The organism is Occallatibacter sp. FHG110214_02 (genome assembly GCF_059115385.1).
The window spans coordinates 33,355-58,497 of the sequence record NZ_JBZYWK010000017.1 but is presented as its reverse complement, the minus strand read 5'-3'; the positions used below and the strand labels follow the sequence as shown (position 1 = coordinate 58,497).

19 protein-coding genes and 1 pseudogene are annotated in these 25,143 nt (G+C 54.8%); 12 read left to right on the top strand and 8 right to left on the bottom strand.

Features of this window, described 5'->3' with window-relative positions; translation table 11 throughout:
• Nucleotides 1-43: 43 nt before the first annotated feature.
• Complete coding sequence (locus AC5S3R_RS14670; protein WP_494267837.1) at nucleotides 44-1,567, bottom strand: S10 family peptidase; 1,524 nt, start codon at nucleotides 1,565-1,567, stop codon at nucleotides 44-46.
• Nucleotides 1,568-1,803: 236 nt separating this feature from the next.
• On the bottom strand, nucleotides 1,804-4,059 hold the full coding sequence (locus tag AC5S3R_RS14665) for a transferrin receptor-like dimerization domain-containing protein (RefSeq protein WP_494267836.1): 2,256 nt from the start codon (nucleotides 4,057-4,059) through the stop codon (nucleotides 1,804-1,806).
• Between the two features lie 252 nt (nucleotides 4,060-4,311).
• Between AC5S3R_RS14665 and AC5S3R_RS14660 the strand changes: the two genes are divergently transcribed.
• The 3 genes from AC5S3R_RS14660 (at nucleotide 4,312) to AC5S3R_RS14650 (ending at nucleotide 11,305) form a co-directional block, all read left to right on the top strand.
• Complete coding sequence (locus AC5S3R_RS14660) at nucleotides 4,312-5,808, top strand: amidohydrolase (RefSeq protein ID WP_494267835.1); 1,497 nt, start codon at nucleotides 4,312-4,314, stop codon at nucleotides 5,806-5,808.
• Nucleotides 5,809-6,218: 410 nt separating this feature from the next.
• Entirely contained in the window at nucleotides 6,219-10,292 is a 4,074-nt protein-coding gene (locus AC5S3R_RS14655) for a carboxypeptidase-like regulatory domain-containing protein (protein ID WP_494267834.1), read from the top strand.
• A gap of 152 nt (nucleotides 10,293-10,444) precedes the next feature.
• The gene (locus tag AC5S3R_RS14650; RefSeq protein ID WP_494267833.1) at nucleotides 10,445-11,305 is read left to right on the top strand and encodes an EcsC family protein; all 861 of its coding nucleotides are present in this window, start codon (nucleotides 10,445-10,447) and stop codon (nucleotides 11,303-11,305) included.
• A gap of 41 nt (nucleotides 11,306-11,346) precedes the next feature.
• Here AC5S3R_RS14650 and AC5S3R_RS14645 read toward each other — a convergent pair whose 3' ends face one another.
• Nucleotides 11,347-11,901 (bottom strand): DUF1345 domain-containing protein, encoded by a 555-nt coding sequence (locus AC5S3R_RS14645; protein WP_494267832.1) that lies wholly within the window; start codon nucleotides 11,899-11,901, stop codon nucleotides 11,347-11,349.
• A gap of 292 nt (nucleotides 11,902-12,193) precedes the next feature.
• Here AC5S3R_RS14645 and cax point away from each other — a divergent pair, with 292 nt between their 5' ends.
• Entirely contained in the window at nucleotides 12,194-13,288 is a 1,095-nt protein-coding gene (gene cax, locus AC5S3R_RS14640) for a calcium/proton exchanger (RefSeq protein ID WP_494267831.1), read from the top strand.
• A gap of 8 nt (nucleotides 13,289-13,296) precedes the next feature.
• Here cax and AC5S3R_RS14635 read toward each other — a convergent pair whose 3' ends face one another.
• The 3 genes from AC5S3R_RS14635 to AC5S3R_RS14625 are packed head-to-tail and all read right to left on the bottom strand — an operon-like array spanning nucleotide 13,297 to nucleotide 15,794.
• A complete protein-coding gene (locus AC5S3R_RS14635) occupies nucleotides 13,297-13,950 on the bottom strand; it encodes a carbonic anhydrase (RefSeq protein ID WP_494267830.1) in 654 nt (217 codons plus the stop codon).
• Complete coding sequence (locus tag AC5S3R_RS14630; protein ID WP_494267829.1) at nucleotides 13,947-14,105, bottom strand: hypothetical protein; 159 nt, start codon at nucleotides 14,103-14,105, stop codon at nucleotides 13,947-13,949. Before AC5S3R_RS14630 ends, AC5S3R_RS14635 begins: the two co-directional genes overlap by 4 nt.
• A complete protein-coding gene (locus AC5S3R_RS14625; RefSeq protein ID WP_494267828.1) occupies nucleotides 14,106-15,794 on the bottom strand; it encodes a heavy metal translocating P-type ATPase in 1,689 nt (562 codons plus the stop codon).
• On the opposite strand from AC5S3R_RS14625, the gene AC5S3R_RS14620 reads away from it, so the two are divergent.
• A complete protein-coding gene (locus AC5S3R_RS14620) occupies nucleotides 15,703-15,960 on the top strand; it encodes an MFS transporter (RefSeq protein ID WP_494267895.1) in 258 nt (85 codons plus the stop codon). The two genes, AC5S3R_RS14625 and AC5S3R_RS14620, sit on opposite strands and share 92 nt — an antisense overlap.
• A 654-nt stretch (nucleotides 15,961-16,614) precedes the next feature.
• On the opposite strand, the gene AC5S3R_RS14615 is transcribed toward AC5S3R_RS14620, so the two are convergent.
• Both AC5S3R_RS14615 and AC5S3R_RS14610 read right to left on the bottom strand, forming a co-directional pair.
• Complete coding sequence (locus tag AC5S3R_RS14615; RefSeq protein ID WP_494267827.1) at nucleotides 16,615-17,139, bottom strand: hypothetical protein; 525 nt, start codon at nucleotides 17,137-17,139, stop codon at nucleotides 16,615-16,617.
• Nucleotides 17,140-17,145: 6 nt separating this feature from the next.
• Nucleotides 17,146-17,730 carry a TAXI family TRAP transporter solute-binding subunit gene (locus AC5S3R_RS14610; protein ID WP_494267826.1) on the bottom strand — a complete coding sequence of 195 codons (585 nt, stop codon included), beginning with the start codon at nucleotides 17,728-17,730 and terminating at the stop codon, nucleotides 17,146-17,148.
• Nucleotides 17,731-17,999: 269 nt separating this feature from the next.
• Between AC5S3R_RS14610 and ribB the strand changes: the two are divergent.
• The 7 genes and pseudogenes from ribB to AC5S3R_RS14575 all read left to right on the top strand — a co-directional run.
• Nucleotides 18,000-18,614 (top strand): annotated as a pseudogene (ribB, locus tag AC5S3R_RS14605) (3,4-dihydroxy-2-butanone-4-phosphate synthase); the annotation flags it as partial.
• A 180-nt stretch (nucleotides 18,615-18,794) separates the two neighbouring features.
• On the top strand, nucleotides 18,795-19,523 hold the full coding sequence (locus AC5S3R_RS14600; RefSeq protein ID WP_494267825.1) for a class I SAM-dependent methyltransferase: 729 nt from the start codon (nucleotides 18,795-18,797) through the stop codon (nucleotides 19,521-19,523).
• A 128-nt stretch (nucleotides 19,524-19,651) separates the two neighbouring features.
• Nucleotides 19,652-21,001, top strand: a complete 1,350-nt coding sequence (locus tag AC5S3R_RS14595) for a nucleotidyltransferase family protein (RefSeq protein ID WP_494267824.1) — start codon at nucleotides 19,652-19,654, stop codon at nucleotides 20,999-21,001.
• Nucleotides 20,998-21,813 carry a class I SAM-dependent methyltransferase gene (locus AC5S3R_RS14590; RefSeq protein ID WP_494267823.1) on the top strand — a complete coding sequence of 272 codons (816 nt, stop codon included), beginning with the start codon at nucleotides 20,998-21,000 and terminating at the stop codon, nucleotides 21,811-21,813. The genes AC5S3R_RS14595 and AC5S3R_RS14590 overlap by 4 nt, the downstream gene beginning before the upstream one ends.
• Nucleotides 21,814-21,976: 163 nt before the next feature.
• Nucleotides 21,977-22,666 carry a GTP cyclohydrolase II gene (gene ribA / locus AC5S3R_RS14585; RefSeq protein ID WP_494267822.1) on the top strand — a complete coding sequence of 230 codons (690 nt, stop codon included), beginning with the start codon at nucleotides 21,977-21,979 and terminating at the stop codon, nucleotides 22,664-22,666.
• Nucleotides 22,659-24,149, top strand: coding sequence for a B12-binding domain-containing radical SAM protein (locus AC5S3R_RS14580; protein WP_494267821.1), 1,491 nt, complete (start codon nucleotides 22,659-22,661; stop codon nucleotides 24,147-24,149). Before ribA ends, AC5S3R_RS14580 begins: the two co-directional genes overlap by 8 nt.
• The gene (locus AC5S3R_RS14575; protein ID WP_494267820.1) at nucleotides 24,150-25,121 is read left to right on the top strand and encodes a class I SAM-dependent methyltransferase; all 972 of its coding nucleotides are present in this window, start codon (nucleotides 24,150-24,152) and stop codon (nucleotides 25,119-25,121) included. It begins immediately after the preceding gene.
• Nucleotides 25,122-25,143 lie beyond the last annotated feature (22 nt).

The window sequence follows — 25,143 nt, the reverse complement described above, 5'->3', positions numbered from 1 at the left end:
CCAAACCAGCCCACTCTTCATCGACATTGGAATAGCCGACAGCTTACTTAACCGCCGTCGGATACCACTTCTCAAGGTCATCGTGCATCTGCTTGAGCGCTTCCACATTCAGATAGACCATGTGTCCCGCCGGGTAATAGCCAAACTTGACGTTCCCGGCAATTGAAGCCGGAAGCATCATCTGCGCAATATCGTGCTCAGTCCCGAAAAACGGCGTAGCAAGATCAAACCATCCATTCGCAGAGAAGACCTTCAGGTTAGGATTCTTTCTCATGCAATCGGCCAGGTCGAGCACAGTATCCGGCTGCGGCATCGGACGGCCTGCCATTCCCCCGCCACCACCTCCTCCTCCAGAGGGACGATGCTCCCAGTTCCAGCCTTGAGAGCCCTGCGCATGCAGGTTGTACGGCTCAGAAGTCACATACTTGAGTTCGCTCTGCAGATACTCGTGGAAGTTGCCAACAAATGCGCCGCCAATCCCCGTATCTGAGGGATCATAGCCCGGATTCTCTCCAGCCGAGTCCGGGTCAAAGCCATCAAAGCGCGCATCATAACGACCGAGTATCTGCTCCTGGTCGCGCAGCAGCTCCTTGCGAAAGCGACTGGGAGAGATGCGCAGCTTGGCCTCCTTCACAAACTGCTCGCTGAGCCCTGTGAACCCCGCCACCTGTTTCGCAATCGCATCAAACTGCGCAGGCGGAAGCTGATCGCCTTGGTCGAGCGCAGTTGCATAAGTGCTGCGAGAAAACTCGCGAGCCTTCTGAACAAACTCTTCCATGGAACCGTTGTGAGGAACCTTGTTGTAGTACCAGGCAATCGCGGCGTAGCTCGGCAAATACGTCTTGGTCTCAATGTCGTAGCCGGGGCTGCGCATGTAGTAGTTGAGAATGGAAGAAAGCAGAATCACGCCATTGAACTCAATGCTGTCATTGTTCAACGACGCGACCAAAGCAGCCGATCGCGGCGTGCCATAGCTCTCGCCAAAAAGAAACTTGGGAGAGGACCAGCGCTGATTGACCGTGATGTAGCGCGTGATGAATTTATTGAAAGCGCGCACATCTTCATCGACACCGGTAAAGTCCTTCGCCGTGCCCGTACCCACCAGCCGGGAAAAGCCCGTCAATGGCGCATCCACAAAGACCAGGTCAGTCTTGTCAATCAAGCTGTATTCATTGGTAACAAGGCTGAATGGCGCAGGCCCAGTTGCCTTCGGGCTGGAAGTCACAACACGCACCGGACCAACCGACCCCATATGGAGCCAGATAGTAGCCGAGCCGGGGCCACCGTTATAGAGGAAAGTCACCGGCCTGTTCTTGGCAGGAACACCATCTTCTGTATAAGCCACATAAAACATGTTGCCAATCGGCTTGTGCTGCTCGTCGTTGATTAACAAGTGTCCTGCAGTCGCCGTATAGTGCACAGTACGCCCGCCTGCCGCCCAATCATGCTTGCTCTCAACCTTATCTTCCGGCGGAATAGGCGCAGCTTCCCTCCGTGCTTCCCTTCCTTCTGGAGCGGCAGGTGCATCTTCTCCGCGGTTGGGGCGCGCCGCAGCCTGCGAGCGCAAGTTGAAACTTCCTGAAATCAAAAGGAGCAGAAGAGCAACTCCCGCAGCACGCGATAAACCCTGATACCTCTTGTTCATCCTCTTCACAAATCCTCCGGTAAAGTTACCGCACAAGAACATCCGGTAAAAAAGCCGACACTTATCCACTGAGCGGCTTGCATACGCTCGCAGGCGGATATACGGAAAGACAGGCGCCGCAGTCATGCCGTGCAAGCAAGACCCCAGCGCCCAGCCACTTACTTACTGGTGAGAACTTTTGTTGCGGACTTCAGCACGTCCACCTCGCGCTCCAGCGCTGCTGCTGTACGCGCAATCTCTGCATCCACAATCTTCCAATCCTTCTGCTCAATCGCTTCGCGCACCGCAGGCAGAGTCTTCACGCCATACCCGGTGTAGAACCCCGGCGCATAAACCATGTTTTCAAACCATGGACGATTCGGCAGGCCACTCGGATCAAGCAGCACACGCTGCGTCTTCATGAGCTCTGCATTGACTTCCGGCCCCGCACTTGCGGCATGTGCTGTAAATGCCTTGTCGTAATCAGCAGCAGCAGCCGTCAAATCGTCAGAAGCCTGATCCAGCGGAGCAAAGTTGAAATACGGCGGAACAATATCAACAGCCGGAGGCACACTTACTTTCTTGGGATTCTCCGCTGCCTTGTATGCGCCTTCGGCAATATTCGTATTGCGCTGCTTAATCTCGCCGCGCATCGTATCCGCCAGCTTCTTCACCTCGGTGACATAGTTATGCACCGTGTCTGCTTCATCGCCAAACTGGTACGGAATCGTATCAGCATCGGCCATTCGCATCATCATCGTACCCGCAGTCTGCGCCAGCGCTTTTCCATAGGCAAAGTCCGTGTCTTGGAAGTGCGTATACCAGTAAAAATCGTCATAGATCGAGTGGTACTGCCCGCCGCCTTCGTCTTCGCCGCCAAAACCAAGATTGGCGCTGGCAATTCCAAGGTGATCGACAAACACCGTGTAGTCGGAGCCAGAGCCAAGCGCGCCAATACGGGTATCCGGTCGGTTGCGTGAATCAGGACGAGCCTCGCTATTCCCTTCCCCGCCTCCGCCACGGCGAACTGCACTTGCCAGGCGCGCACGCTTCCACACCGACATCTTCGTCTCAGGATCATCCACATCCTTCACGACGCTGTTAATGAAATTTTCGAGAGAATGAGAGCCCGAAGCATTGAAAAACCCGCGGCTGTTGCCATCCGTGTTGAAGTAAGCAACAGCGTGCTGCTTAAGGTCCTCCGCATGAAACTCCGCCCACTCAGTAGATCCAAGCAGAGCCGGCTCTTCTCCGTCCCAGAAGCAATAGACGATGGTGCGGCGCGGCTTCCATCCCTGCTTCAACAGTTCGCCCAGCGCACGCGCTTCTTCAAGCTCCGGACTAGCACCGCTAACAGGATCGCCCGCGCCGTTCACCCACGCATCATGGTGATTGCCGCGAATCACCCACTGATCTGGATAAGTGGAGCCGGGAATCGTCGCAACCACGTCATACAAGGGCTTACGGTCCCAGTTAAACTTCAGCGCAAAATGCGCCATCGCCTTGCTAGGCCCGGTCTTGTAAGTAATCGGCAACGCTCCGCGCCAGTTCTCAGGCACGGTCTGCCCTCCCAGCGCCTGCAACAGAGGCTTTGCATCCGCATAGGAAATCGGCATCACCGGAATTTTGGTAATCGTCTCAACCTTTTCGAGAGGGATTAGCTTTGTGCCCGCCACCGCGCCTACACCGGGCGTTTGCGGATCGCCGGGATACACCGGCATGTCCATAACGCTACCGCGCTGCACACCATCCGGCGGACGCATCGGCCCTTCCGGATAGATATCACCGCGTGCATAGCCATCATCCTTGGGGTCGGAGTAGATAAGGCATCCCACCGCGCCGTGCTGCGCAGCCAGCTTCGGCTTGATGCCACGCCACGTCTGGCCATAACGCGCAATGACAATAGCGCCTTTTACAGAAACGCCCATAGCCTCAAGAGCCAGGTAATCCGCCGGCGCGCCATAGTTGACGTAGACCAGCGGAGCCGTTACATCTCCATCTCGCGAATACGCATTGTAGGTAGGAAGCTGCTCATCCTTCTGGCCCGATGTCGGGTCAATCTGCAGCGCAGGCTCTTCCAGCTTCGCAACGAACTTCTCCGCGCCCAGCAACTCCAGCGTGCGAGATTTTGGCGTAGGAAACAGCGCCTCAAACTGCTCAATCTTGGCGTCCAATCCAAAGGACTTCAACTGCGCCACCATCCACTCGGCATTGTCTTTGTCGTAGACCGAGCCCACATGGTGCGGGCGTGCTGAAAGGCGGCGCATATTTTCGCGCAGCCGCGCAGTATCAGGAATAGCGCGGAACTTCTGTTCCCACTGCACTTCTTCCGTGGAGTGTTCGGCGGTATAACCGCGCAGCGAAGAGTCCGCTGCGGGAGCAGCCGCATAAGCGGACAGGGAAAACAACAAACAACACGCGGAGAAACGTCGCATCGGCATCGATACCTTTCGACTTCAAAGCTTGTGAGCAGACAGGGAAAGCGTATGACCTGAGAAGCGGTATGAATGTTGCAATAGTGAAACAGACTGTAATACGCTTCCGCCAAGCTGTCAACGAAACTTTCTACGCAACGTGCTTGCTGAAAACATGTTGCTATGAGCCGTATTACGTATTTTTCTGTAGACGGCTCTCACTTGAAGGCAAGCTGTGCCATACTCGCAAATCCCTGCAAAGGAAGAGCCATCATGCCTGTAATTCAAGGGTTTCCATCATCGTGCCTCGTGAAGCGCATTCACAAATCGGCACTGTCTCTCGCGATTTTTACTGTCGTTTCTGCGCTGTCTTTCGCACAGGACACAACCGCATCGCACAAGCAGGTTCTCGAACTTGTCGATAAGAACGCCGCTCCATGGAAGCAGGTTTCACGCCAGATTTGGGAGTACGCCGAGCTGGGCTATCACGAAAACAAGAGCTCCGCTCTTCTGCAGGAGAAGCTCAAGGCCGAAGGATTCACCATCCAATCCGGCGTAGCAGACGAGCCAACAGCCTTCATCGCAAGCTACGGCCAGGGAAAGCCCGTCATCGCAATTCTGGGCGAGTTTGACGCACTGCCCGGCCTCTCACAACAGTCCGTGCCAGAGCGCGCCCCCGTTGCACCCAATGCTCCCGGCCATGGTTGCGGCCATAATCTCCTCGGTGCCGGAGCAGCACTCGCCGCCATTTCCGTGCGGCAATACATGCAGGCAAATCACATCACCGGTACTCTGCGCTACTACGGCACGCCCGCGGAAGAAGGCGGTTCAGGCAAGGTCTACATGGTGCGCGATGGCCTGTTCAAAGACGTAGACGTCGTGCTCCACTGGCATCCCGCCGACCGCAATTCTGTAAGCAACGGCGGTCTGCTGGCAGTCGTCTCCGCCAAGTTCACCTTCCACGGAGTAGCCGCGCACGCCGCAATGGCCCCGGACCGCGGTCGTTCTGCGCTCGATGCCGTCATGCTGATGGGCAATGGAATCGAGTTCATGCGCGAGCATGTTCCCAGCAACACCCGCATTCACTACATCATCTCCAAAGGCGGTGTCGCACCCAACGTCGTACCTGACCTCGCGCAAATCGACCTCATGGCGCGCCACCCTTCCAATGCAGTGCTGCAAGGCATCTGGGATCGCATCGGAAAAGTAGCCCAGGGAGCCGCACTGATGACCGGAACAACCGTAGAAATCACAGACATAGGCAGCGACGCCAACATCATCGGCAACGATGCACTAGCGCCTGTTGCGCAAAGAAATCTGGAGGAAGCCGGCGGCTACACCATGAACGCCGAGCAGCGCGAGTTCGCTCTCAAGCTGCAAAAAACACTGGGAATCGACACCGTCCCAGACCTCGCCCTCACCAACACAATTGAGCCCCTTCGCCCTGTGGACCCCAACGCCCCTTCAGCCTCAACCGATGTGGGAGACGTCAGTTGGGCCGTGCCCACCATCGGGTTTTCCGCAGCTACCTTCGTCCCCGGAGTAGCCGCGCACACATGGCAGGCCGCAGCCTCCGCAGGCATGTCCATTGGACAAAGCGGCATGGTTACCGCCTCCAAAGCACTCGCACTCACCACTGTTGATCTGTTTTCCAGCAGCGAACTCGTCAGCGCTGCGCATCAGGATTTCGCGCGTCAACTCACCGGCAGGAAATACGTTACAGCGATTCCAGAAAACCAGAAGCCACTGCTTAACTATCGCGGTAACTAAACCCCATGCACGCATCGTGCGAGGGCTGCGCTGTTATGCCTCCCGCCCTCTGCATAATGCGCAGTGTCTCAATCCCGCGCAGATAAACACCTGTTCGCAGCTTTTTACGCACGCAATAAAGACGGTATAAGAAATAAATATTTATTTCTTGCTCGCTTGCAACTTGTATCGTACATTCCAAAAAAACACATCGCAGGACACGCTTATGCCGAAACCGTTGGCGTTCGTCGCATGAATCTGTCTGGTATTCATCCTGCCGTAGTGCCCTCTGTACCCACTTATTCTGCCTGTTGCACAGAACCTGCTATCACGTGCCCATCTTCGAGATGAGCGCATGTGCCCATACGCATTCGTACTCTCGATTTGCTGGAATTTGGAATTTCCTCATTCACGAGGTTAGGAGGCAGTTCATGAATCGACTCAGATTTCGTTGTGCAGTGCCCTCCCAGTGTGTCTTCCTCTTCTTGTTCTTTGCGCTGCTTACAAGCGGAATCAGGCTTGAAGCACAGGCGGCCAGCAGCGGCACCATCACTGGTACCGTAACTGACCCAAAGGGTGCGGTGATTCCTGACGCCGCCATTGAATTGACAAATCTGTCCACCAAAGCAGTACGTTCCATCGCCAGCAACAAAGTTGGTTATTACGTATTACCGAATGTAGAGCCCGGCAACTACTCAATCGTAGCCTCCAAGAGCGGGTTTTCTAAGGAATCCATCCCATACCTCACGGTCGCGGTCGGTGCCCAGACAACAGCAAACTTCTCCTTGCAGGTCGGCACTGAAACCACTGTTGTAGAGGTGCAGGCCTCCAATGCTGACCTGCAGACAATGAATGCCACAACCGGCACAACCGTCGATACTGTCATGGTCGAATCCCTTCCCGCCATCGGTCGCGACGTAGCCAGCTTCGCAACCATGCAGCCCGGCGTTACGCCCGGCGGATATGTGGCCGGCACAACCAATGACCAGGCAAGCTTCTCACTGGACGGCGGCAGCAACTCCAGCGACATGGACGGAAACTTCACCACTTACACAAGCGGCAACACCAACTCCACCGCTGGCGGCTTTCTCGGTGCAGGCCCGGCAGGTGTTGTTCCCATGCCTCAGGACAGCGTTGAAGAGTTCAAGGTTTCCACCTCAGGCCAGACCGCGGACTTCAACAACTCCTCCGGTTCGCAATCACAGATTGTTACCAAGCGCGGCCATGACAAGTGGCATGGAACAGCCTACGAGTATTATCTGGACAACAGCTTCAACGCCAACAGTTGGCAGAACAATTACCCCACCAGCGCTACTCCCAAGCCCAGCTTTCACTACAGCCGCTTTGGCGTAGCAGGCGGCGGCGCTATCCTGCCCCACATGTTTGGTGGCAAGACTTATCTCTTCGCCAACTACGAAGGCTTCCGCTATCCGCAGGCAACCACATACGAGCGTGCCGTTCCCTCGTATGAATACCTGCAGCTGGGCCAACTCACCTTTGGCAGCGACACCTTCACAAAGAGCCAGCTAATCGCCAATGACCCGCGCGGCATCGGCATGAACTCCACGATGTATAACTACTACAACACTGAGTTGCCTGTAGCTCCAGCAGGAAATTCTGGCTCCACAGGCGCAAACGGCAAAAGCTATGCCGGCATTTTCGATCAGAGCTGCGGCGCTCTCTCCGGCTCCATCTGCGATAGCGTCAACGTCATCGGCTATCGAGCCAACCTTCTCATCCCGCAGAGCAGCAACTTCTTCGTCGCTCGTCTTGACCACGACTTCGGCAGCAAATGGCATTTCATGTCCAGCTACCGCTACTACAACCTGCAGAACGTCACCAACAACCAGGTGGATATTGGCGGCGTTCTCCCCGGAAGCACCATGGGCGTACCTCACGCGTTAACTCCGCGTCCGCAGCAGCCATGGTTCCTGGTAGTGGGGCTTACCACGAACATCAGCTCTTCCCTTACAAACGACTTCCACTACAGCTACCTGCACAATTTCTGGCAGTGGAAAGGTGCAGGCGCACCTCCGCAGATAGATGGAGCCAGCGGAGCCCTTGAGCCGCTCGGCGAAAGCACAACCAACGTGCTCTCCCCCTACAACGTAAACACGCAGAACATCCGCACCCGCATATGGAACGGAAAGGACAACTCCATTCGCGATGATTTGACGAAGCTCTCCGGCGCTCACCTCATCCAGTTCGGCGGTTCGTTCCAGCACAACTTCAACTACCATCAGCGTACGGACAACGGAGCCAGCATCAACTACACTCCCACCTTCCAGCTTGGCGATGGAGGCGGCGGTGGAAACGTCACCTACTCCAAGCCCGGCCTCGGAGCCGTTGCATCGACGTCCGCATATCAACGCATCCTCGACACCTACTTCGGCATTGTGACCGACACGCAGGTTGCCAACACCTACTCCAACGTAGGCGGCACACTCACGTTGAATGCGCCCTACACGGCTATCGGCGCAAACACAACAATTCCGTACTACAACCTCTATGTCACTGATACCTGGCATATCAAGCCCAGCCTTACCATTAACTATGGCCTGAGCTACGCAATTGAAATGCCGCCGTCAGAGCGTAATGGCAATCAGGTCATGTTTACGGATGAATCAGGCAACGCAATACATACCAAGCAATGGCTCGCCGCAAAACAGGCAGCGGCCTTCTCCGGTCAGGTCTACAACCCCTACATCGGCTTTGCGCTGCTTCATAATGTTTCTGGCGGACGCTCATATCCCTACGATCCGTACTACGCGGCACTCAGCCCGCGCGTTGCCGTGGCATGGAACCCCAAGTTCACAGACGGCGCATTGGGCAAGATTTTCGGCGATGGCGCAACAGTAATTCGCGGAGGCTACGGTCGAATCTATGCACGCATCAACGGCGACCTTCAGGTGTTGAATCCTTTGCTCAGCCCCGGACTCATTCTCGCCACGCAATGCAAATACGCACAGTCATCCACCACCGGAGCCGGCGGATGCAACCAGAACAACTTCACGGATTCCACGGTCTATCGCTTCGGCTCGGATGGCACATCGCCCACTCTGGCTGCGGCGGCACTGCCGGCAACTCTCCCCCAGCCCTATCGCCCCGGTCTGGATGGCCCCGGCGTATCCATCGCATCCCCGCTCGACCCCTCGCTGCGACCCGCGGATGTCGATACCATCAACTTCTCCGTTCAGCGCCAGATCAATCGCAAGATGCTCGTCGAAGTAGGCTATATCGGACGCCTCATTCACCACGAGTACATCATGCTGAACCCCAACGCCGTTCCCTACATGCTCTCCCTCGGCGGCCAATCCTTCCAGCAAGCCTATCTTGCATTAGAAGGCATGTTTGGCTGCACCACGTCGGCGAGCGACTGCGCAACCAGCGCCGCTCCCACAACGGTTGTCGCGCAACCCTTCTTTGAAGCGGCTCTCGGCGGAGCAAACTCCAGCTACTGCCTCGGCTACTCAAGCTGCACCGAAGCCATCGTTAGAAAGCAGACTGGAAAAATCCGCGCACAGCAGGTCTTCAGCCTGTGGCAAGCGCTCGACAACAACACGAACGGCGCAAATGGTTCAGGCTTCACCTTCAACCGAAGCCTGATGGGCACGCCAACTTCCAACGCTACCTATGGCAGCGCTGGCCAGATCGTCACCGGCCTGAGCGTAGGCACCAGCGAAGGATACAGCAACTATCACGGCGGCTACGTGTCCTTCAAAGCCACTGCGTACCACGGCCTCACGCTGCAGGAAAACCTAACCTTCAGCAAGGCACTTGGTCTGGGCGCATACAACCAGTCCACCAGCTCAATCACCGCGGAGGATTCCTTCAACCTGAAGCAGCAATACGGACGTCAGGGATTCGATCAGGCATGGATATTCAACACATTCGTTGTCTATGAAACTCCCTGGTACAAAGAGCAGCACGGCATCATCGGCCGCGTCGCTGGTGGATGGACATTATCTCCAGTCATCGTTGCCGGTACTGGTCAGCCTCTGCAATGCGGAAGCAACAACAGCGGCCAGAACTTCGGCGGTGAAGACGGAAGCAACTTTACCGACGGCGAAAGCTGCGTATTCACCACCTCCTTTACCGGCGGCGCTCACGCTCACCGGGGAATCAACGGCGGTGTTGACGCCAACGGTGTGAAAGTCGGCACCAACACCAAAGGCCCCGGCCAGGCAGCCATTAACTTCTTCAAAGACCCGGTTGCCGTGTACAACACCGTCCGTCCTCCCATCCTTGGCCTCGACACACGCAACGGAGGCGCAGGCCCAATCAGTGGTCTCGGCTACTTTGACATCGACCTGAGCGTCAAAAAGAAGGTTGTCGTCTGGGAGCGAGGCAGCATCGAGCTTTCCGGCGTCATGTTCAACGTAATGAACCATCTGAACTTTGCTAACCCCAGCCTCTCTCTTCAAAGCAGCACCAACTGGGGAACCACAAAAACACAGGGCAATACCCCGCGGCAAATCCAAATGGGTATTCGCGCCAGCTTCTAAACCAAACCGGGCATCTTTCTATGACTCGCCAGGGCCATCTCTGGCGAGTTATAGAAACACAAACCCAAACACCTTCAGGATTCTCGCTCTTAACAGCTTTTTTCTATTACAGGGTTCTTTGTTCCATGCTCCGCTGTATCCTGAGCATGTTGATGATGCCAGAGCAAGAGCCTATAGACCCCGCAGACCGTGAGAGCCTCGAGCGCGCAGTTTATCTGCTCGAAACAAACAGCTTTGTCACAATGCTCGCGCGCCTGCTCGGCCACCCCGCCGACGCTATCATCTCCTCTCTCCCTCCCTTCATCGGGGAAGCGATAGCAAAAGCCTCGCAAAACGCAATCACGCTATGCCTCAAGTTCGCTATGAAACCAAGAAGCCCGCGCAGCCTTCTCGGCATTGCAGGAAACCATCCGAAGCTTGTTTCAGGACTCGCCGGGGCTCTCGGTGGCTTCGCCGGAATGGTCGCTCTTGCGGTCGAGCTTCCCCTCACAACCATCGTCATGTTCCAATCCATCATCGGCATTGCGGAAGCTGCCGGCGAGGACGTATCAAAGCCAGAAGTTCGAGTAGCATGCCTTGAGGTATTCGCGCTGAGCGCCGATGGCAGAGGCCCAGCTGCTACAGAATCTGGATATTACGCAGCCCGGAATGCCTTGGCCAAGTCCGCCAAAGATGCCGCGGATTACGTCCTCCGCCACGGCTCCTCCGTAAAGGCCGGCCCCATGGTCGTCGAGTTCGTCTCCGCCATCGCCCCGCGTTTTGGCCTGCTGGTTTCGCAGGAGATTGCAGCCTCAGCCGTTCCAATCATCGGCGCAGCCACCGGAAGCTCTCTGAACGTAGCCTTCGTCCAGCACTTCAACAACGTAGCCCGCGGCCACTTCACCGTCCGAGCCCTCGAAAGAAAATACGGCGAAGAAAGAATTCGTCAGGAATTCGAGCAAATCCGCGAGACCGCCCGCAACACACGCAAGCCAAAGCGCCTGAAAGACACCCGCGAAGAGATTCGCAAGTAGCCCACAACAAATCAATCGATTGAAGGCCCTTCATCATCGAATCAAATAATATTCGACAGAATATTGATGACCAGCCCAAGAATCGTCGCCACAAAGAAGAACGAATAAATAGCATGCAGCAGCGTAACGCGCCGCACCTTCGGATTGGTGATAGTCACATCCGAAGTCTGATAGCACATCGCAATCGTGAATGAGTAGTACATAAAATCCCAATAGTCAGGCATCTTCCGTTCAGGGTAAGTCATTCCCTCATCAAACTCCGCCTCATCTTCGGAGATCGTATCGCTGTAGTACATGTGCATGTAATGCAGGCCAAAGCTGATGTGCGCCACAAGCCACCCAAGAGCAATAGCCAGCAACGACGCGCCATAGTGAAAAAGCCGCAGCAACTCCGAGCTCTTATCCGGGTGCGCCATAACCGGAATGACCAGGAGGCCCACCAGCGTAAGCAGCATCAGAAGCAACAAGTGAAAGTTCCTCCATCGCGAGCGCATGGATAAACGGATGCAAGCCTGCTGCGTGGCCGTATTCATCAGCCAGACACACAGTGCAATATAGAGGATGGTGGCAACGTCGAAACAAAGAATAAGCCGCATGTCACTGGGCAGCTCCGGCATCACCAGAAAACAAATCCCAGCACCAAGCAGCGATAGGACAGGTCTTCCCCTGTCTTCAAGTATCCAAGACAGGAGAGGAGGAATAGGCGTGCCAGCGGATTGGGCTGAAACCTGCGCCACGATTACGTATGCTAGCATCGCGCGTTTTTCTAAATCGTGAATTCCCTGAAGAAACTTTCTTCCACACCGGAATATCCCACGCGCATCGCTTGATAATGAAGTAGCCTGCCAATTCACACCCGCAACACGCTGCCTGAAAGGAGAACCGAACATGCTGGCAACCAGCATCAAGCAGTGGAAATATGCCCTGCTGCTCTTTATCCCCCTGTCCCTGGCGCTGCACCATTTTTCTCTCGCAGCGCCAACGCTGATATTCCTGTCTGGCCTCATCGCCATCGGAGTACTGGCCAACTGGGTGCAGCGCGGCACCGAGCAGGTGGCAGCTTATGCGGGCAGTACCATCGGCAGTCTGCTCAATGTCAGCTTCGGCAACGCCGCCGAGCTGGTGCTGGCACTTTTCGTACTATCCAGCGCGCAGACCCAGGTGGTGCAGGCACAAATTACCGGCTCCATCATAGGTACAACACTGCTGTTCCTCGGCATCGCAGTAGTAATAGGCAGCTTCCGTCATGAGCGGCAAACATTCAAGCAGGACCACGTAGGACTGCTATCCACAATGCTGCTCTTGCTGGCCGTGGCCATCCTGCTGCCCGCTGTTTTCGATGTCACGGAGCGCCTGCTTTCCCCCAAAGCAAACCTCTCCATGCTCGATGAGTCTCTAAGCCTCGGCGTCTCGGTAGTCCTTCTGTTGCTTTACGGAGCCCACCTCATTTACGTCCTCATGAGCAATAAGAGCATGTTTGAAAGCGCTCGCGAAGACGAGGCCAGCGCACCCGAGTGGAGCCTGCCTGTAGGACTGGCCGTCATGCTGGCGGGCACAGTCGGAATTGCCTTTGAATCGGAACTGGTCTCATCGCGACTGGCCGAAGCCTCCGCACAGTTCGGCCTTCCGCCTGTCTTTATGGGCATCGTAGTACTGGCGCTGATTGGCACCGTCTCCGATCTATTCGTAGCCGTGTCCTTTGCCCGCGCGGGCAAAATGGACATCGTACTAAGCCTTTGCCTCGGCTCGGCCATTCAAATCGCAATGGTCGTAGCGCCGGTGCTGGTAATTGTCTCCTGGTTCATCGGCCACCCCATGAACCTTGTCTTCGGCAGCCCGCTTGATCTCTTCGCAATTGTCAGCGCAGCCTTCGTCGTGCGATTTATCGTCGCCGATGGCGAGACAACATGGTACGAAGGCTTCCTGCTAATCGGCGTCTATATTCTCTTCGCGCTCGCATACTTCTTCATGCAGCGCGTATAAGCCGCGCACTACTGAAGCTGGGCCAGCGCTGCTTCCAGGGACAGCAGTTCGCGCTCTCCTGCATCGAAGACACCAACTGTTCCACCGCCGATATCGTAAACCCATCCATGAACATGGATATCGCCTGCAGCAATTCTTGCCGCCACTGCGGGATGTTTGCGAAGAGCAACAAGCTGCGCCTTCACATTCTGCTCAACCATCGCCTGAACAGCCTGCGGCCCCGACAAATCGGGGTGCACTCTCCGCACCTCTTTCAGCACTCCAGAGGCATTCCCAAGCCAGGAGGTAACAGCAGGCATATGCTCTGTAGCTGCAGCATTCAACAATCTCTTCATAGCGCCGCAGTCGGAGTGCCCGCAAATCACCACCTGGTTCACCTTCCGTTCAGTACACGCATACTCCAACACTGCCGAAATCTCACACGAGCTATCGCTGAAAGGCGGAACAATATTGCCAACATTGCGGCAAACAAAAAGTTCGCCGGGATGGGCCTGTGTAATTAAGTCAGGAACGATGCGGCTGTCTGCGCAGGTGATGAAGAGCGTGTGCGGATGCTGTCCCGAACGGAGATGCTCAAAGAGGTCGTGGTCTCGCGGAAATTCCCTGTTATGAAAGCGCCGCACTCCTTCAAGTAAGACGCGCAGCGGTGTTTTGTTCGTCATAAGGTATCTCCTTTATCCCTGCCTATCCTCGGAAGAATGCCGTTCGCAAGCGCTCCCAGCGCGGCAACATTGTTGGTCAGCACCGACATGCCAATTCCAAAGTCCATGGTGAACGCATCAACAATGCAAAGCACGTTGGGCACCACGATAAACACTTAGCTTCTGCGCACATTGCTCTCCAGGTCACGAGCTATGTCCAGCAATTCGCAAAGCTTGCCAAGCCCAGGCTCCATGAACACCACATGCGCCGTGTCAGTAGCAATCGAAGTTGCGCCGCGCAGCGACACAGAAACATCCGCCTTCTTCAGCGCGATTGCATCGTTAATACCGTCGCCAACAAAGCAGACCTTGCGCCCTTCCTTCTGCAGATTCTCAACGTAGTCAGCCTTGTCCGTCGGCAGCACCTGCGCAAAGTAGCGGTCCATGCCAAGCTGTTCCGCCAGCCTGCGCGTAGGAGCCTCGTGATCCCCGGAGATAATGGCGATGTGCTTGATACCCCGCGCACGCAGCCCCTTGATAATCTCCGGCACCTCGAGACGAACCGAAGCGCGCAGTTCCAGTGCACCACCAATGGCATCATCCACCGCAACCATCACCATGGTGTGCCCTTCGCGATGCGCCTCCTCCAATGCCTCTTCAATCTTCGGCGTAAGCGCCACGCCTTCCGTATCCATATAACGACGGCTGCCTACACGGATTAGGTGGCCATCAACGCCAACACTGATGCCATATCCCACCTTGTACTGCATACTGTCCGCAGGCAGAAGATCAAGCCCTTCCTCTTTTGCCTTTTCCAGGATGGCAAGCGCAATCGGATGATGGAATTTATGCTCCGCCGCAGCGGCATAGCGCAGAATCTCATTCGCCGTATGTCCGTTGGCAGTAATCGTCTTTCCAATCTCAGGACGCTCGCGTGTAAGCGTGCCAGTCTTGTCGAAGCGCACTGTATCCACGCCGCAAAGCAAATCAAGCGCACGCCCATCCTTCACCAGCACGCCGCGCTGCGCACATAGCGCCAGCGTGGAGAGCATCGCAAGCGGAGCAGCCATGCGAATCCCCGTCCCCATATCGCTGTTGAGAACAGCCGCAGCGCCTTGCGGACCAATCGTTCCAAACGCCAGCACACCAGCCGCAAGCGTAGGAATCACCGCCTTATCAGCCAACTGCTCGCCCTTGTGCTGAGAAGCAAGCGTATAGCCAGCAGTACTGTTGAGAATCTGCGCAATCTTGGCCGTCACCGTCTCGCCGCCGGATCTCTCCACAGCAACCTGTACCTTGCCCGCCACCATAACGGTCGAGGCATACGGCGGGTCGCCAATGCCCTTTTCCGCAGGCGTCGATTCCCCAGTCAAAGCCTGCTGGTCAACCATCGCCATGCCTTCAACAATCACGCCAGCCACCGGCACCACTTCGCCAGTGTGAACCAACACAATGTCGCCCTTCTCCAGCTTGTCCAGCGACACCTGGATCTCCACGCCATCCTTCAGCAGCCACACATACCGCGGCTGTTTTCCAAACGCCCCCAACAACAGCTTCTTGGAGTTGTCCTCCGTACGACGCACCAGGAATCGCCCGAACGAAAGACACCACGCCAGAATCGCGCCAGCCATTACCTGCCCAGTAACAAGGCAAGCCAGCACAACAATGGAATCCAGCACATCCACGCCAAGCCGTCGCTCCTTGGTCAAAACATCCCAGGCAGCCTTGAAGCTGGGCACCGAAGTATAAGCAAACAGCAGTGCAGAAAACGGAATCAACGCCGGCATCGCAAACTGCGCAGGCGCGGGATTCGCCGCCACCTTCGCCAAAATCGGTGCCGTAGCCACTGCATTCCTCTTCCCCATCCTGCTCTCCACCATCGGCACGCGCATGCTGCTTTACGGCCTCATCGTCACCTGCATTCTGGGAGCAATCGTCACATGGTTCTTCCATATCGAAACCGCCGGCGTAAACCTCGACCAGATTGGCGAGCTTGCAAGCGAGCCTGAAAAGTCCAAAGCAGTCGCCTGACCGGACACCTCTATATAGATAGGGGGCGCACCGCCCCTACCTGTGGAAATCTCTTGTCAAGCCCCAAACTGGAAAATATTTCCTAACCCATTGATTCTATTGAACAAAAAACTTCAACCACTTTGCGTTCAATTATCTCGAACTTGCTACACTTGAATCAGTAGCAGAAAGGCCCGATTCCATACGGAATCGGGCCTTTCTGTTTTCAGGCACAATGACGCCACGGGTACACAACAAGCATGAAGAGGTAGGCCGGGGCTTTAGCCCCGGCAAAAAGCGCAATGGAATGAATGGGCCTCTAGGCCCTGAGGTATGCTTTTTGCCTTAAATTCCTACTTGCGGCGTCTGCGCCATAGTAACGTTTTCAAGCGGCAGAGGGGTACCCCCCCTCCCCCCTCTTAACACTGGGACTGTGACGAAAGGAGCAAACAATGCAGCAAAGGACACTTACAACAAACTGTATCCTGCACTCCGTACCCTGTCCCCTGCCTCCCCCACAGTTCCACAACTCAGGAATAAAGAAACTGCACAGTCCCTGTGCAACCGCCCACAACTCATACAAAATAAAAAGCCTGCAAAAGCACCCCACTGTGCGCATACACACGGACGCATCAAGGATGCACCGGATGCAATCTCTACACGCCATAACGCACCCTATCCGCCATTCAACGTACCAGGCACAAAAACCGCATCAGAACTACCGCTCTCACTTCTGCAGGAAGTCAAAATCGCACGCCGTTCCCTCGTCGCATCCAGCCCAATCTGCAAAATGGAACGGAAGGAATCAAAGGACTCCTGCGACATCCTATCCGTATCCAGATCACGTACTGCCTTGGTAAGAGTTCCCAGCAACTCGTGCCATATTTCCAGCAGCGGAGCCTCGCTCTCCGCCGCCTGCACCGCGATAATCAGCTCCGCCACCCGCTTGATATACAAATCCGCCGTATTCTTCTGCTTCCGTTGCATCCAGCGGTTAAGCTGCCATATCCACGACGCAACCATCAGCGCCACCGTTATCATCAGCCCGATGTAATCCGCATGCGCCATCAGGAAAGATGGCTTGTCCTTGTTGTAGTAACTGGCAGCCCCCGGATGCAGCGCCGGATTGAATGCCCTATACATAATCTTCATCGCCGCCGCATGCTCAATCGGCAGAAAGCGCCCCTTATTTGTCAGCACCAGTTGCTAAAGCGACGGGTTGCCCAACGCACGCACGCGAAAAACAGCATCCGCCTGCCCATTCAAAAACGCCCTGTCGGCATCCGCATCGTCCGTACCGACAAACTGAAAATCCGCCTCATGCAACCCAAAATGCTCCGCAACATGAAGAAACGACTGAAACTGTCCCCCGCTCCGCGCCAGCGCAATCCGCTTGCCGCGCAAGTCCGTCAACCGCTGGACAGGCGAGTCCTTAAGCACCATCAACTGAAACGCATCATCATAAAGAGTCGCCACAGCCCGCGCCGTAGGCCCCGGCAGAATATCCGCCTGCGCCGTTGCCAGTTGTACCCGTCCCTGGCTCAGCATCGCCAGGTTTTCAACCGTTCCGCCCGTCTCAACCAGGTTGATGCGAATCCGCGGATAGTGCCGTTCCACAACTGTCTTAAGTGCGCGGCCAAGAATATAACTCTCACCGTGCGAATCCCTAGCCGCAAGCGTCAAGTATTGCGTCTTCGACTGCTGCCATAGAAAAGTCACAAATCCGGTAATAACACACACGCTCACCGCAGCCAGCGTCAATGGCAGAATCCAATTAAGGTCCAGTCTCATCACGCCTCAGAATGCAGGCGGACTGTTAACAGATGATGAGCAATCACCCCGAACAAGAAATTTCCAGCAGCCTCCACTCGATACCCGCCGCCAGCAAAGCAAAGATACACAGGCTGTCTCCGCCTGTAGAAGTCAGAATTAAGGCAAAAGAACGACAAAGCGGTGACAACTTCACCTGCCCGTCAAATTCATGATGAGTAAAATCGAGCGACTGGCGCCACTGCTAAGACGCTGAGCGCAGTGAGCCACGTAATCGGGGTGAGTAAAGGATGCAATCGCCATTTGCAACAGTAAAAGAAGCGCTTGAAGAGATTGCCAACGGACACATGATCGTTGTCGTAGACGATGAAGACCGCGAAAACGAAGGCGACCTCACAATGGCAGCGGAGTTTGTCACGCCCGAAGCGATTAACTTCATGGCAACGCATGGCCGCGGGCTCATCTGCCTAAGCATGACAGAAGAGCACGCCGACCGAATGCGCCTTCCGCTGATGACGCAGTCGAACACCTCGCGCTTTGGAACCGCGTTCACTGAGAGCATCGAAGCTCGCGATGGCGTAACAACTGGAATTTCAGCACAAGACCGCGCACACACAATTCGAGTAGCAATCGACGCGCACTCTGGACCTCAGCACCTCGTGCGGCCCGGACACGTATTCCCCTTGCGCGCTCGCAAACGTGGTGTTCTGGAACGGCCCGGACAGACAGAAGCCTCCGTAGATCTGGCAAGAATAGCTGGCCTGACCCCGGCAGGAGTTATCTGCGAAATCATGAATGCTGACGGCACCATGGCACGCGTGCCGGACCTGGTTCAATTCTGTAATAAGCACCACATGAAGATGCTTACAATTGCAGAGCTCATCCACTACCGGCTCCATACAGAGCCCCACACTGGCATGCAGACAATGGCGCATTCTCTGCACGCCACGCTGGCGCACTAGCACGTGAATGTCACTGGATACTGCGCAATAACAGATGAGGAAGACGAGAACAACTTCCTCAACAGCGATTGCCAGGCATTTAATAAGGCACGCTCAGAAGAAAGGACAACCTGCATGGGATACTTGCAAGAACTCTTAGCAAGCGCAACTTCGCGTGCAAGAGTTTCCCTCTTCCCATCCACCATCTCGTCTGCAGTCGATACGTTAAGCGTCCAAGATGGCTACCGTTTGTGGGCTTCCACCTATGGCACTGAGACCGCGACAAGCGCGCTCGATAACGAGTTGGCTAGTGAAATGCTTCGCGGTCTTTCCTATACATATCTACTGGACGCCGGATGTGGTATCGGACGAAGAATCCGGACTCTACCGAACGCTGTCGGTATCGACCTTAGTCGGGAGATGCTTCTCGCCGGAGGAGCGTCCAATGTGATTCAGGGCGACATACGATCCATGCCTTTTCCGCGGCATCGCTTCGATATGGTGTGGTCGCGGCTGGTCCTCGGTCATATTCCTGATCCACTGCGCGCCTACCAGGAATTTTTTCGAGTATGTATGCCCGGTGCGTATATCTTTGTGACCGACTTCCATCCCGATGCCGCCGGCGCCGGTCACCGTCGAACACTTACCGATGAATCAGGCGCCGTACATGAGATCGAGCACTATGTTCACAGGAATCACATCCAGCTTGCCCATGACGCGGGCCTGCATCTTCTCCAATACCGAGACGGCGCGGTAGGCCCATCGGTACGCAACTTCTATAGCAAAGGAATCGGCCTCAAGGCATACAAGAGAGATATCGGACTGAAACTGGTAGCCGCATTCCTGTTTCGCAAGCCGCTGACAAAGCCATGACAATAGCCTGACCCCAGTATGACAACTGTATACGGCAAGCTTTCTACTTTTACTTCATAACGTCTTCCTACACGTGTTGGCGGTTATGTGCCAACTGCAAACGCCAATCGATTACAAAAGGACTCACGATGCTTCCAGTCTCCAATGTTGAACTCTCTCTCTCAAAAGAGAGACGTGATATCAATATTCAGACGCACATTGCGCCATCTTTTCTCGTCCCTTCTTCCATGAGCAGAACTGCAAATTTAACCAGAGAGCAGAAAATCCGCGAATCAGTTCTGCAAAGCTTCTCAGTCACATCCTCCAACAGTACCAGCCAACTTCTGCAACTCTCGCTCTCCGAATGGAAGCGTCTACTTCCATGGCTGGACGCCAGCGGCCTCGCATTGTATCTGCTGGACAATTTCACTCAGCTTGGCTTGCGTGACGCCCTTCCACCGGAGATTGCGGCACGACTACAACAAAACCAGCACGATAATACTCAAAGAACAAACGGCATGGTGCAGGAGTCTGTCGCAATTCAGCGCGAATTTCAGAAAGCCGGGCTAACCTATGCCGTGATGAAAGGCATCTCTCTTGCTCCATGGTCAGTGCCAAGACCGGAACTCAGGCATCAATTCGACCTGGATTATTTGATGGATGAACTATCCGCACCAGAGGCTCGCAGCATCCTTGAGCGTCGTGGCTATCGTCTCCTTGCTGTCAGTGGCAACAGCTGGGAATTCAAAATCAATGAAATGCCAAATGTATCGACTCAAGACCTCTACAAAGATCTTCCATATCGTGGCGTAGAACTACATCTGGAATCCAACGCTTCGGGTCAGGACTCCCGTTTAAGTCGTGCAATACACCGCGAGATGTTTGGTATAACCATGCCATTGTTGTCTCCTATTGACATATGTCTTGGTCAAGCTATGCACGCATTCAAAGATATATGCAGTCCTTTCTCACGGGCCGCTCATCTCCTTGAGTTCTACCGGCACGTGCTTGTCCGCCGAGACGATGACAGCTTTTGGCATGAGTTTCGCCACAAAGCAGAACATAATAACAACACCTGCCTTGCCATCGGCGTCGTTACATATCTCATCACCATCATCCTTGGTGATTTCGCCCCAGAGTTGCTTACATCATGGACTGTTGCAACCCTGCCTCCACCTGTGCGCCTCTTTGTAGATATCTACGCCCGTCACACTGTCTTCAGCCAGCCCCCGGGTACCAAAATCTACTTGATACTGCAAAAAGAGCTTGAGGTGTTAGGTGTTGCAGCCAAACGGACAATGAAGCAATCTCTCCTGCCCAATCGATTGCCGGCTATCGTCGTTCGCGGCTCACGCGACGAGACATTATCGACTCGGCTCGCACGTTATTGCATTCAGCTTCGCTTCTTCTTTTCACGGCTGAAATTCCACGTTGTGGAAGGCTTTCGCTATGGAGTTGAATCCTACCAATGGCGCCAGCGTCAGGATAGGCTTTCGTGAAAGACTCTTCTTTGCGTCCGGCTGCGCTGGCTTTCGATTCCGTAGCAAAAGCATTCGACTCGCGCTTTGGTGCATGGGCAAGCGTAGCCGCACAACGCCGAGCTGTGCGCGCCGCCTTACTCAAGCAATTTCCATCCGGAGGCCGCGTCCTGGAGATCGGAGGCGGCACTGGAGAAGATGCACTCTTTCTCGCACAGCATGGCTTCGACATGCTCCTGACTGACCCTTCGCCTATCATGGTGGAGCTTGCCGAAAAAAAGCTCGCGCCGTTTGACGGCTCTGCGGAGCTTGCCGCTGGGGAAGACTTGGAGAGCTTCGCTGAAAGCTATCTCGCCGCCCGACATCCGTTGTTCGATGGTGCATTCTCAAACTTCGCTCCACTCAACTGTGTTACCGAACTTCAGCCGGTCGCACGCGGCTTAGCACAACTGTTGCGCCCCGGCGCGGCAGCCATGTTGGTCCTGTTCGGTACCTGCTGCCCTGGAGAAATGATTGTCGAGACGCTAAACGGACGGCCCAATCAGGCGCTTCGACGCCGCAAACGCGGTCGGGTACCGGCACGTCTGGCCAAGCACAACTTTGAAATTGTCTACCACCGCCATATGGACGTGCTGCGGGCCTTCGCTCCATGGTTCACTCTCGAAAAGCGCATCGGCATAGGAATCGCTATTCCTCCGAGTGCCGCTGAACCATGGATATCTGGCCATCCCAGGCTGCTCTCCATCATGGAGCAATTCGACCGCGCATTTGCTAAACCGCTCGCGGCATTGGGCGACCACGTACTCTATCAATTTCGCCGCAAATACGATTAGCCATTCCATCTACAACCGGTATCCTCATCATCCGCAAAGCGATGACGACATTGAGACATTCTGGCGACACCTAAGGACCAGCAACTTCGTAGACTTGCCGATATACAACAGCGGTGCAGACACAGCACACCGCATGCCCAGGATACGCAGGTGAACTTACCGAATGAAGCTGAAACAAATTGCGGACATCAGCCTTCCAACGCCTTTGGCCCACTTTCGCATGATGGGCTTCGAGAGCTTCAATGACGCACCGGAAACCAAAAGCAAAGATTCCCAAACCGCTTTGGCGCTCGTGCTAGGCGACATTCGCTTCGGAGCACCCGCTGTTCGCATTCATTCCCAATGCACCACTGGGGATATCTTTCACTCTCTTAGATGCGACTGTCATGACCAGCTTCATCTGGCGCTGCACGTCATTGCAGAAGAAGGTAAAGGTGTTTTGCTTTACGAGTATCAGGAAGGCCGCGGCATCGGTCTAATGGAGAAGTTACGCGCCTACGCTCTGCAGGAGCAGGGCTTTGACACACTCGAAGCAAACCTCCATCTTGGTCATGCCGTTGATCTCAGGGATTACCGCCTTCCCGTCGAGATTTTGCGTTTTCTCAACGTCTCTTCCCTTCGCTTGATGACGAATAATCCCAGAAAAATACAAGCGGTGAGTTCTGCAGGAATTGAAATCGTAGAACGTCTGAGTGCGGAAGTGCCGAACAATCCATACTCGGAACATTACATATCAACCAAGCGTGAGAAGCTTGGCCATCTTACCGGAAAAATAAGCCCTGAAGCCACGAAGCACACAGTACACATTTCCCAGATAAACCAAAAAACAACAACCGGGGTGAATCTTGGCTGACGTCCTGCTGACACATTCCTATCACCTTCCCTACGACGCAAAGCAGTTGCGCAAGATGCAACCCTACACGCCGGTCGGAACATTGTATGCAGCAGCGGCTTTGCTCAACCACGGAATATCTGTGGCAGTATTCGATTCCATGCTGGAAGAGCCCGGCGAAAGATTTGTCGCGATGTTGCGCAACCTGCAGCCAGCAATCGTTGCCATCTACGAAGACGACTTCAACTTTCTTTCCAAGATGTGCCTCTCACGTATGCGAGAGGTTGCCTGGCAAATCGCCCGGGCCGCTTCGGAGATAGGAGCCGTGCTCATCGTGCATGGCTCCGACTCTACAGACAACCCGCACCTGTTTCTTGAACACGGCTTCGACTATGTGCTCTGTGGGGAAGCTGAAAATACGCTTGTGCATCTGTGCTCATCTCTTCTACAAGGAAGTGAGATACCAGACTTGGATGGGCTTGTCCGACTCGACAACAATCATAGGATGGTCAGAAGCCCACAACGCTTGGCGAAGAACCCGGAATGGACTCACCTTGTGCCACCCGCACGTCACCTCATAGATTTGGAGCCCTATCGCAAAGCATGGGTTAAGGCGCACGGATACTTTTCGACCAATATGGCAGCTAGTCGCGGCTGCCCCTTTCAGTGCAACTGGTGCGCCAAGCCTATCTCTGAGAATCGTTTCCATTTACGCGCAGCATCAGCCGTCGCGGAAGAGATGGCTCAGCTAAAGCAGGCAGGAGTGGACCATATCTGGTTTAGTGACGATGTGTTTGCACTAAATCACCACTGGATTGAAGAACTCGCCGAAGAAGTGACAAAGCGAAATGCAGCGATACCGTTCAAAGTACAGTCACGTGCCGACCTCATGCGCGAAGATACTGTATTGCATCTCAAGGCAGCGGGCTGTGCAGAAGTGTGGATGGGAGTCGAATCGGGCTCACAGGCGATTCTCGATGCCATGAGCAAAGGCATCACACTGGAACAAGTGAACATTGCACGGAGTCGTCTATTTGATGCCGACATTCGTTGCTGCTTCTTTCTGCAATTCGGCTATCCCGGTGAAACATGGGCAGAACTTCAGCAGACAATCATGCTTGTCCGCACACTGCGGCCTGACGACATTGGGATCTCTTTTTCCTATCCTCTGCCGGGAACTTCTTTCTATCAGCGTGTACAGGCTCAACTTGGGATAAAGCGCAACTGGGTTGATAGCGATGACCTCTGCATCATGTTCAAGGCTGCTTATACAACGGAGTTTTATCGCGCCGTGCGCGAGGCATTGCACGCGGAAGTAGATTCCTGGTCTCAGCCAAAACCACATGATGCAGGCACTCATTGCCAAGACCTATGGCAGAAAGTCTACGAGATGGAACCCTCGAATCGCGTCTCCGGTGCTTTTATCTTCTCAGAGCAGACGCATCTGCTTGCAGATTCGGTCATCGTCTCCGTGGAGCAGTTAACTTCATCCGGGAAGGCGTAGATGGAAACGCCTCTACATCCTCGTGAAGCGGACCTGCTGGATGAAGCCCGCGTCGCTGCAGCGAACCATATTGTCTTGCTGCAATGCCCATGCTGCAGAGCCGATACAGAAGGTTACGTTTGTCCAAAGTGTGACTTTCAATTCAAGAACTGCAACGGCATCATACAAGCATTGGCCCCGGAACGACGCACATATTACGAACGCTTCATACAGGAATACGAACTTATCCGCACTGCGGAAGGCCGCGGCAGTCAACTCGAAAGTTTTTATCTTTCATTGCCCTATAGAGACATTACCGGACGCAACAATGCGCAATGGAAAATACGCTCAAGGAGTTACAAATGCCTCATCAAACATGTATTGAAGCCGCTGCGTAGTCGCGGCTTGGTTCTCGACCTTGGTGCGGGCAACTGCTGGATGAGCTACCGTCTCACAAACGCTGGCTATACGCCCATAGCTATCGATTTACTTACAAACAAACAAGATGGATTAGGCGCCGCTACACACTTCAACCGCCACCTATCCGCACCTATCTTAAGGTTTCAGGCTGAGCTATCGCGTCTGCCTTTCTCTAAGGAACAGTTTGACGCAGTTATCTTCAATGCCTCGTTTCATTACGCGGAAGACTATGAGCTTACACTGCGTGAGGCCCTGCGCTGCCTGCGGCCTGGAGGCCTCGTTGTTATCAGCGATACGCCATCGTACTCACGCGAAGAGAGCGGAAGACAAATGATCGCAGAGAAGCATACAGCCTTTCTGCAGCGCTTTGGGACAGCATCCGATTCCGTAAAAAGTCTTGAATACCTGACCAAAAAACGACTGTGCAATTTGGAACAAGCTCTTTCCATTCAATGGGCCGTTCATCGGCCCTGGCATGGGTGGAAATGGGCCATGCGCCCCTGGATGGCCAGATTGCGCGGGAGGCGCGAACCGGCACGTTTCCGCATTTACTCTGCGAGGAAGAATGCGTAATCCTGCAAGATTGACGGAGACG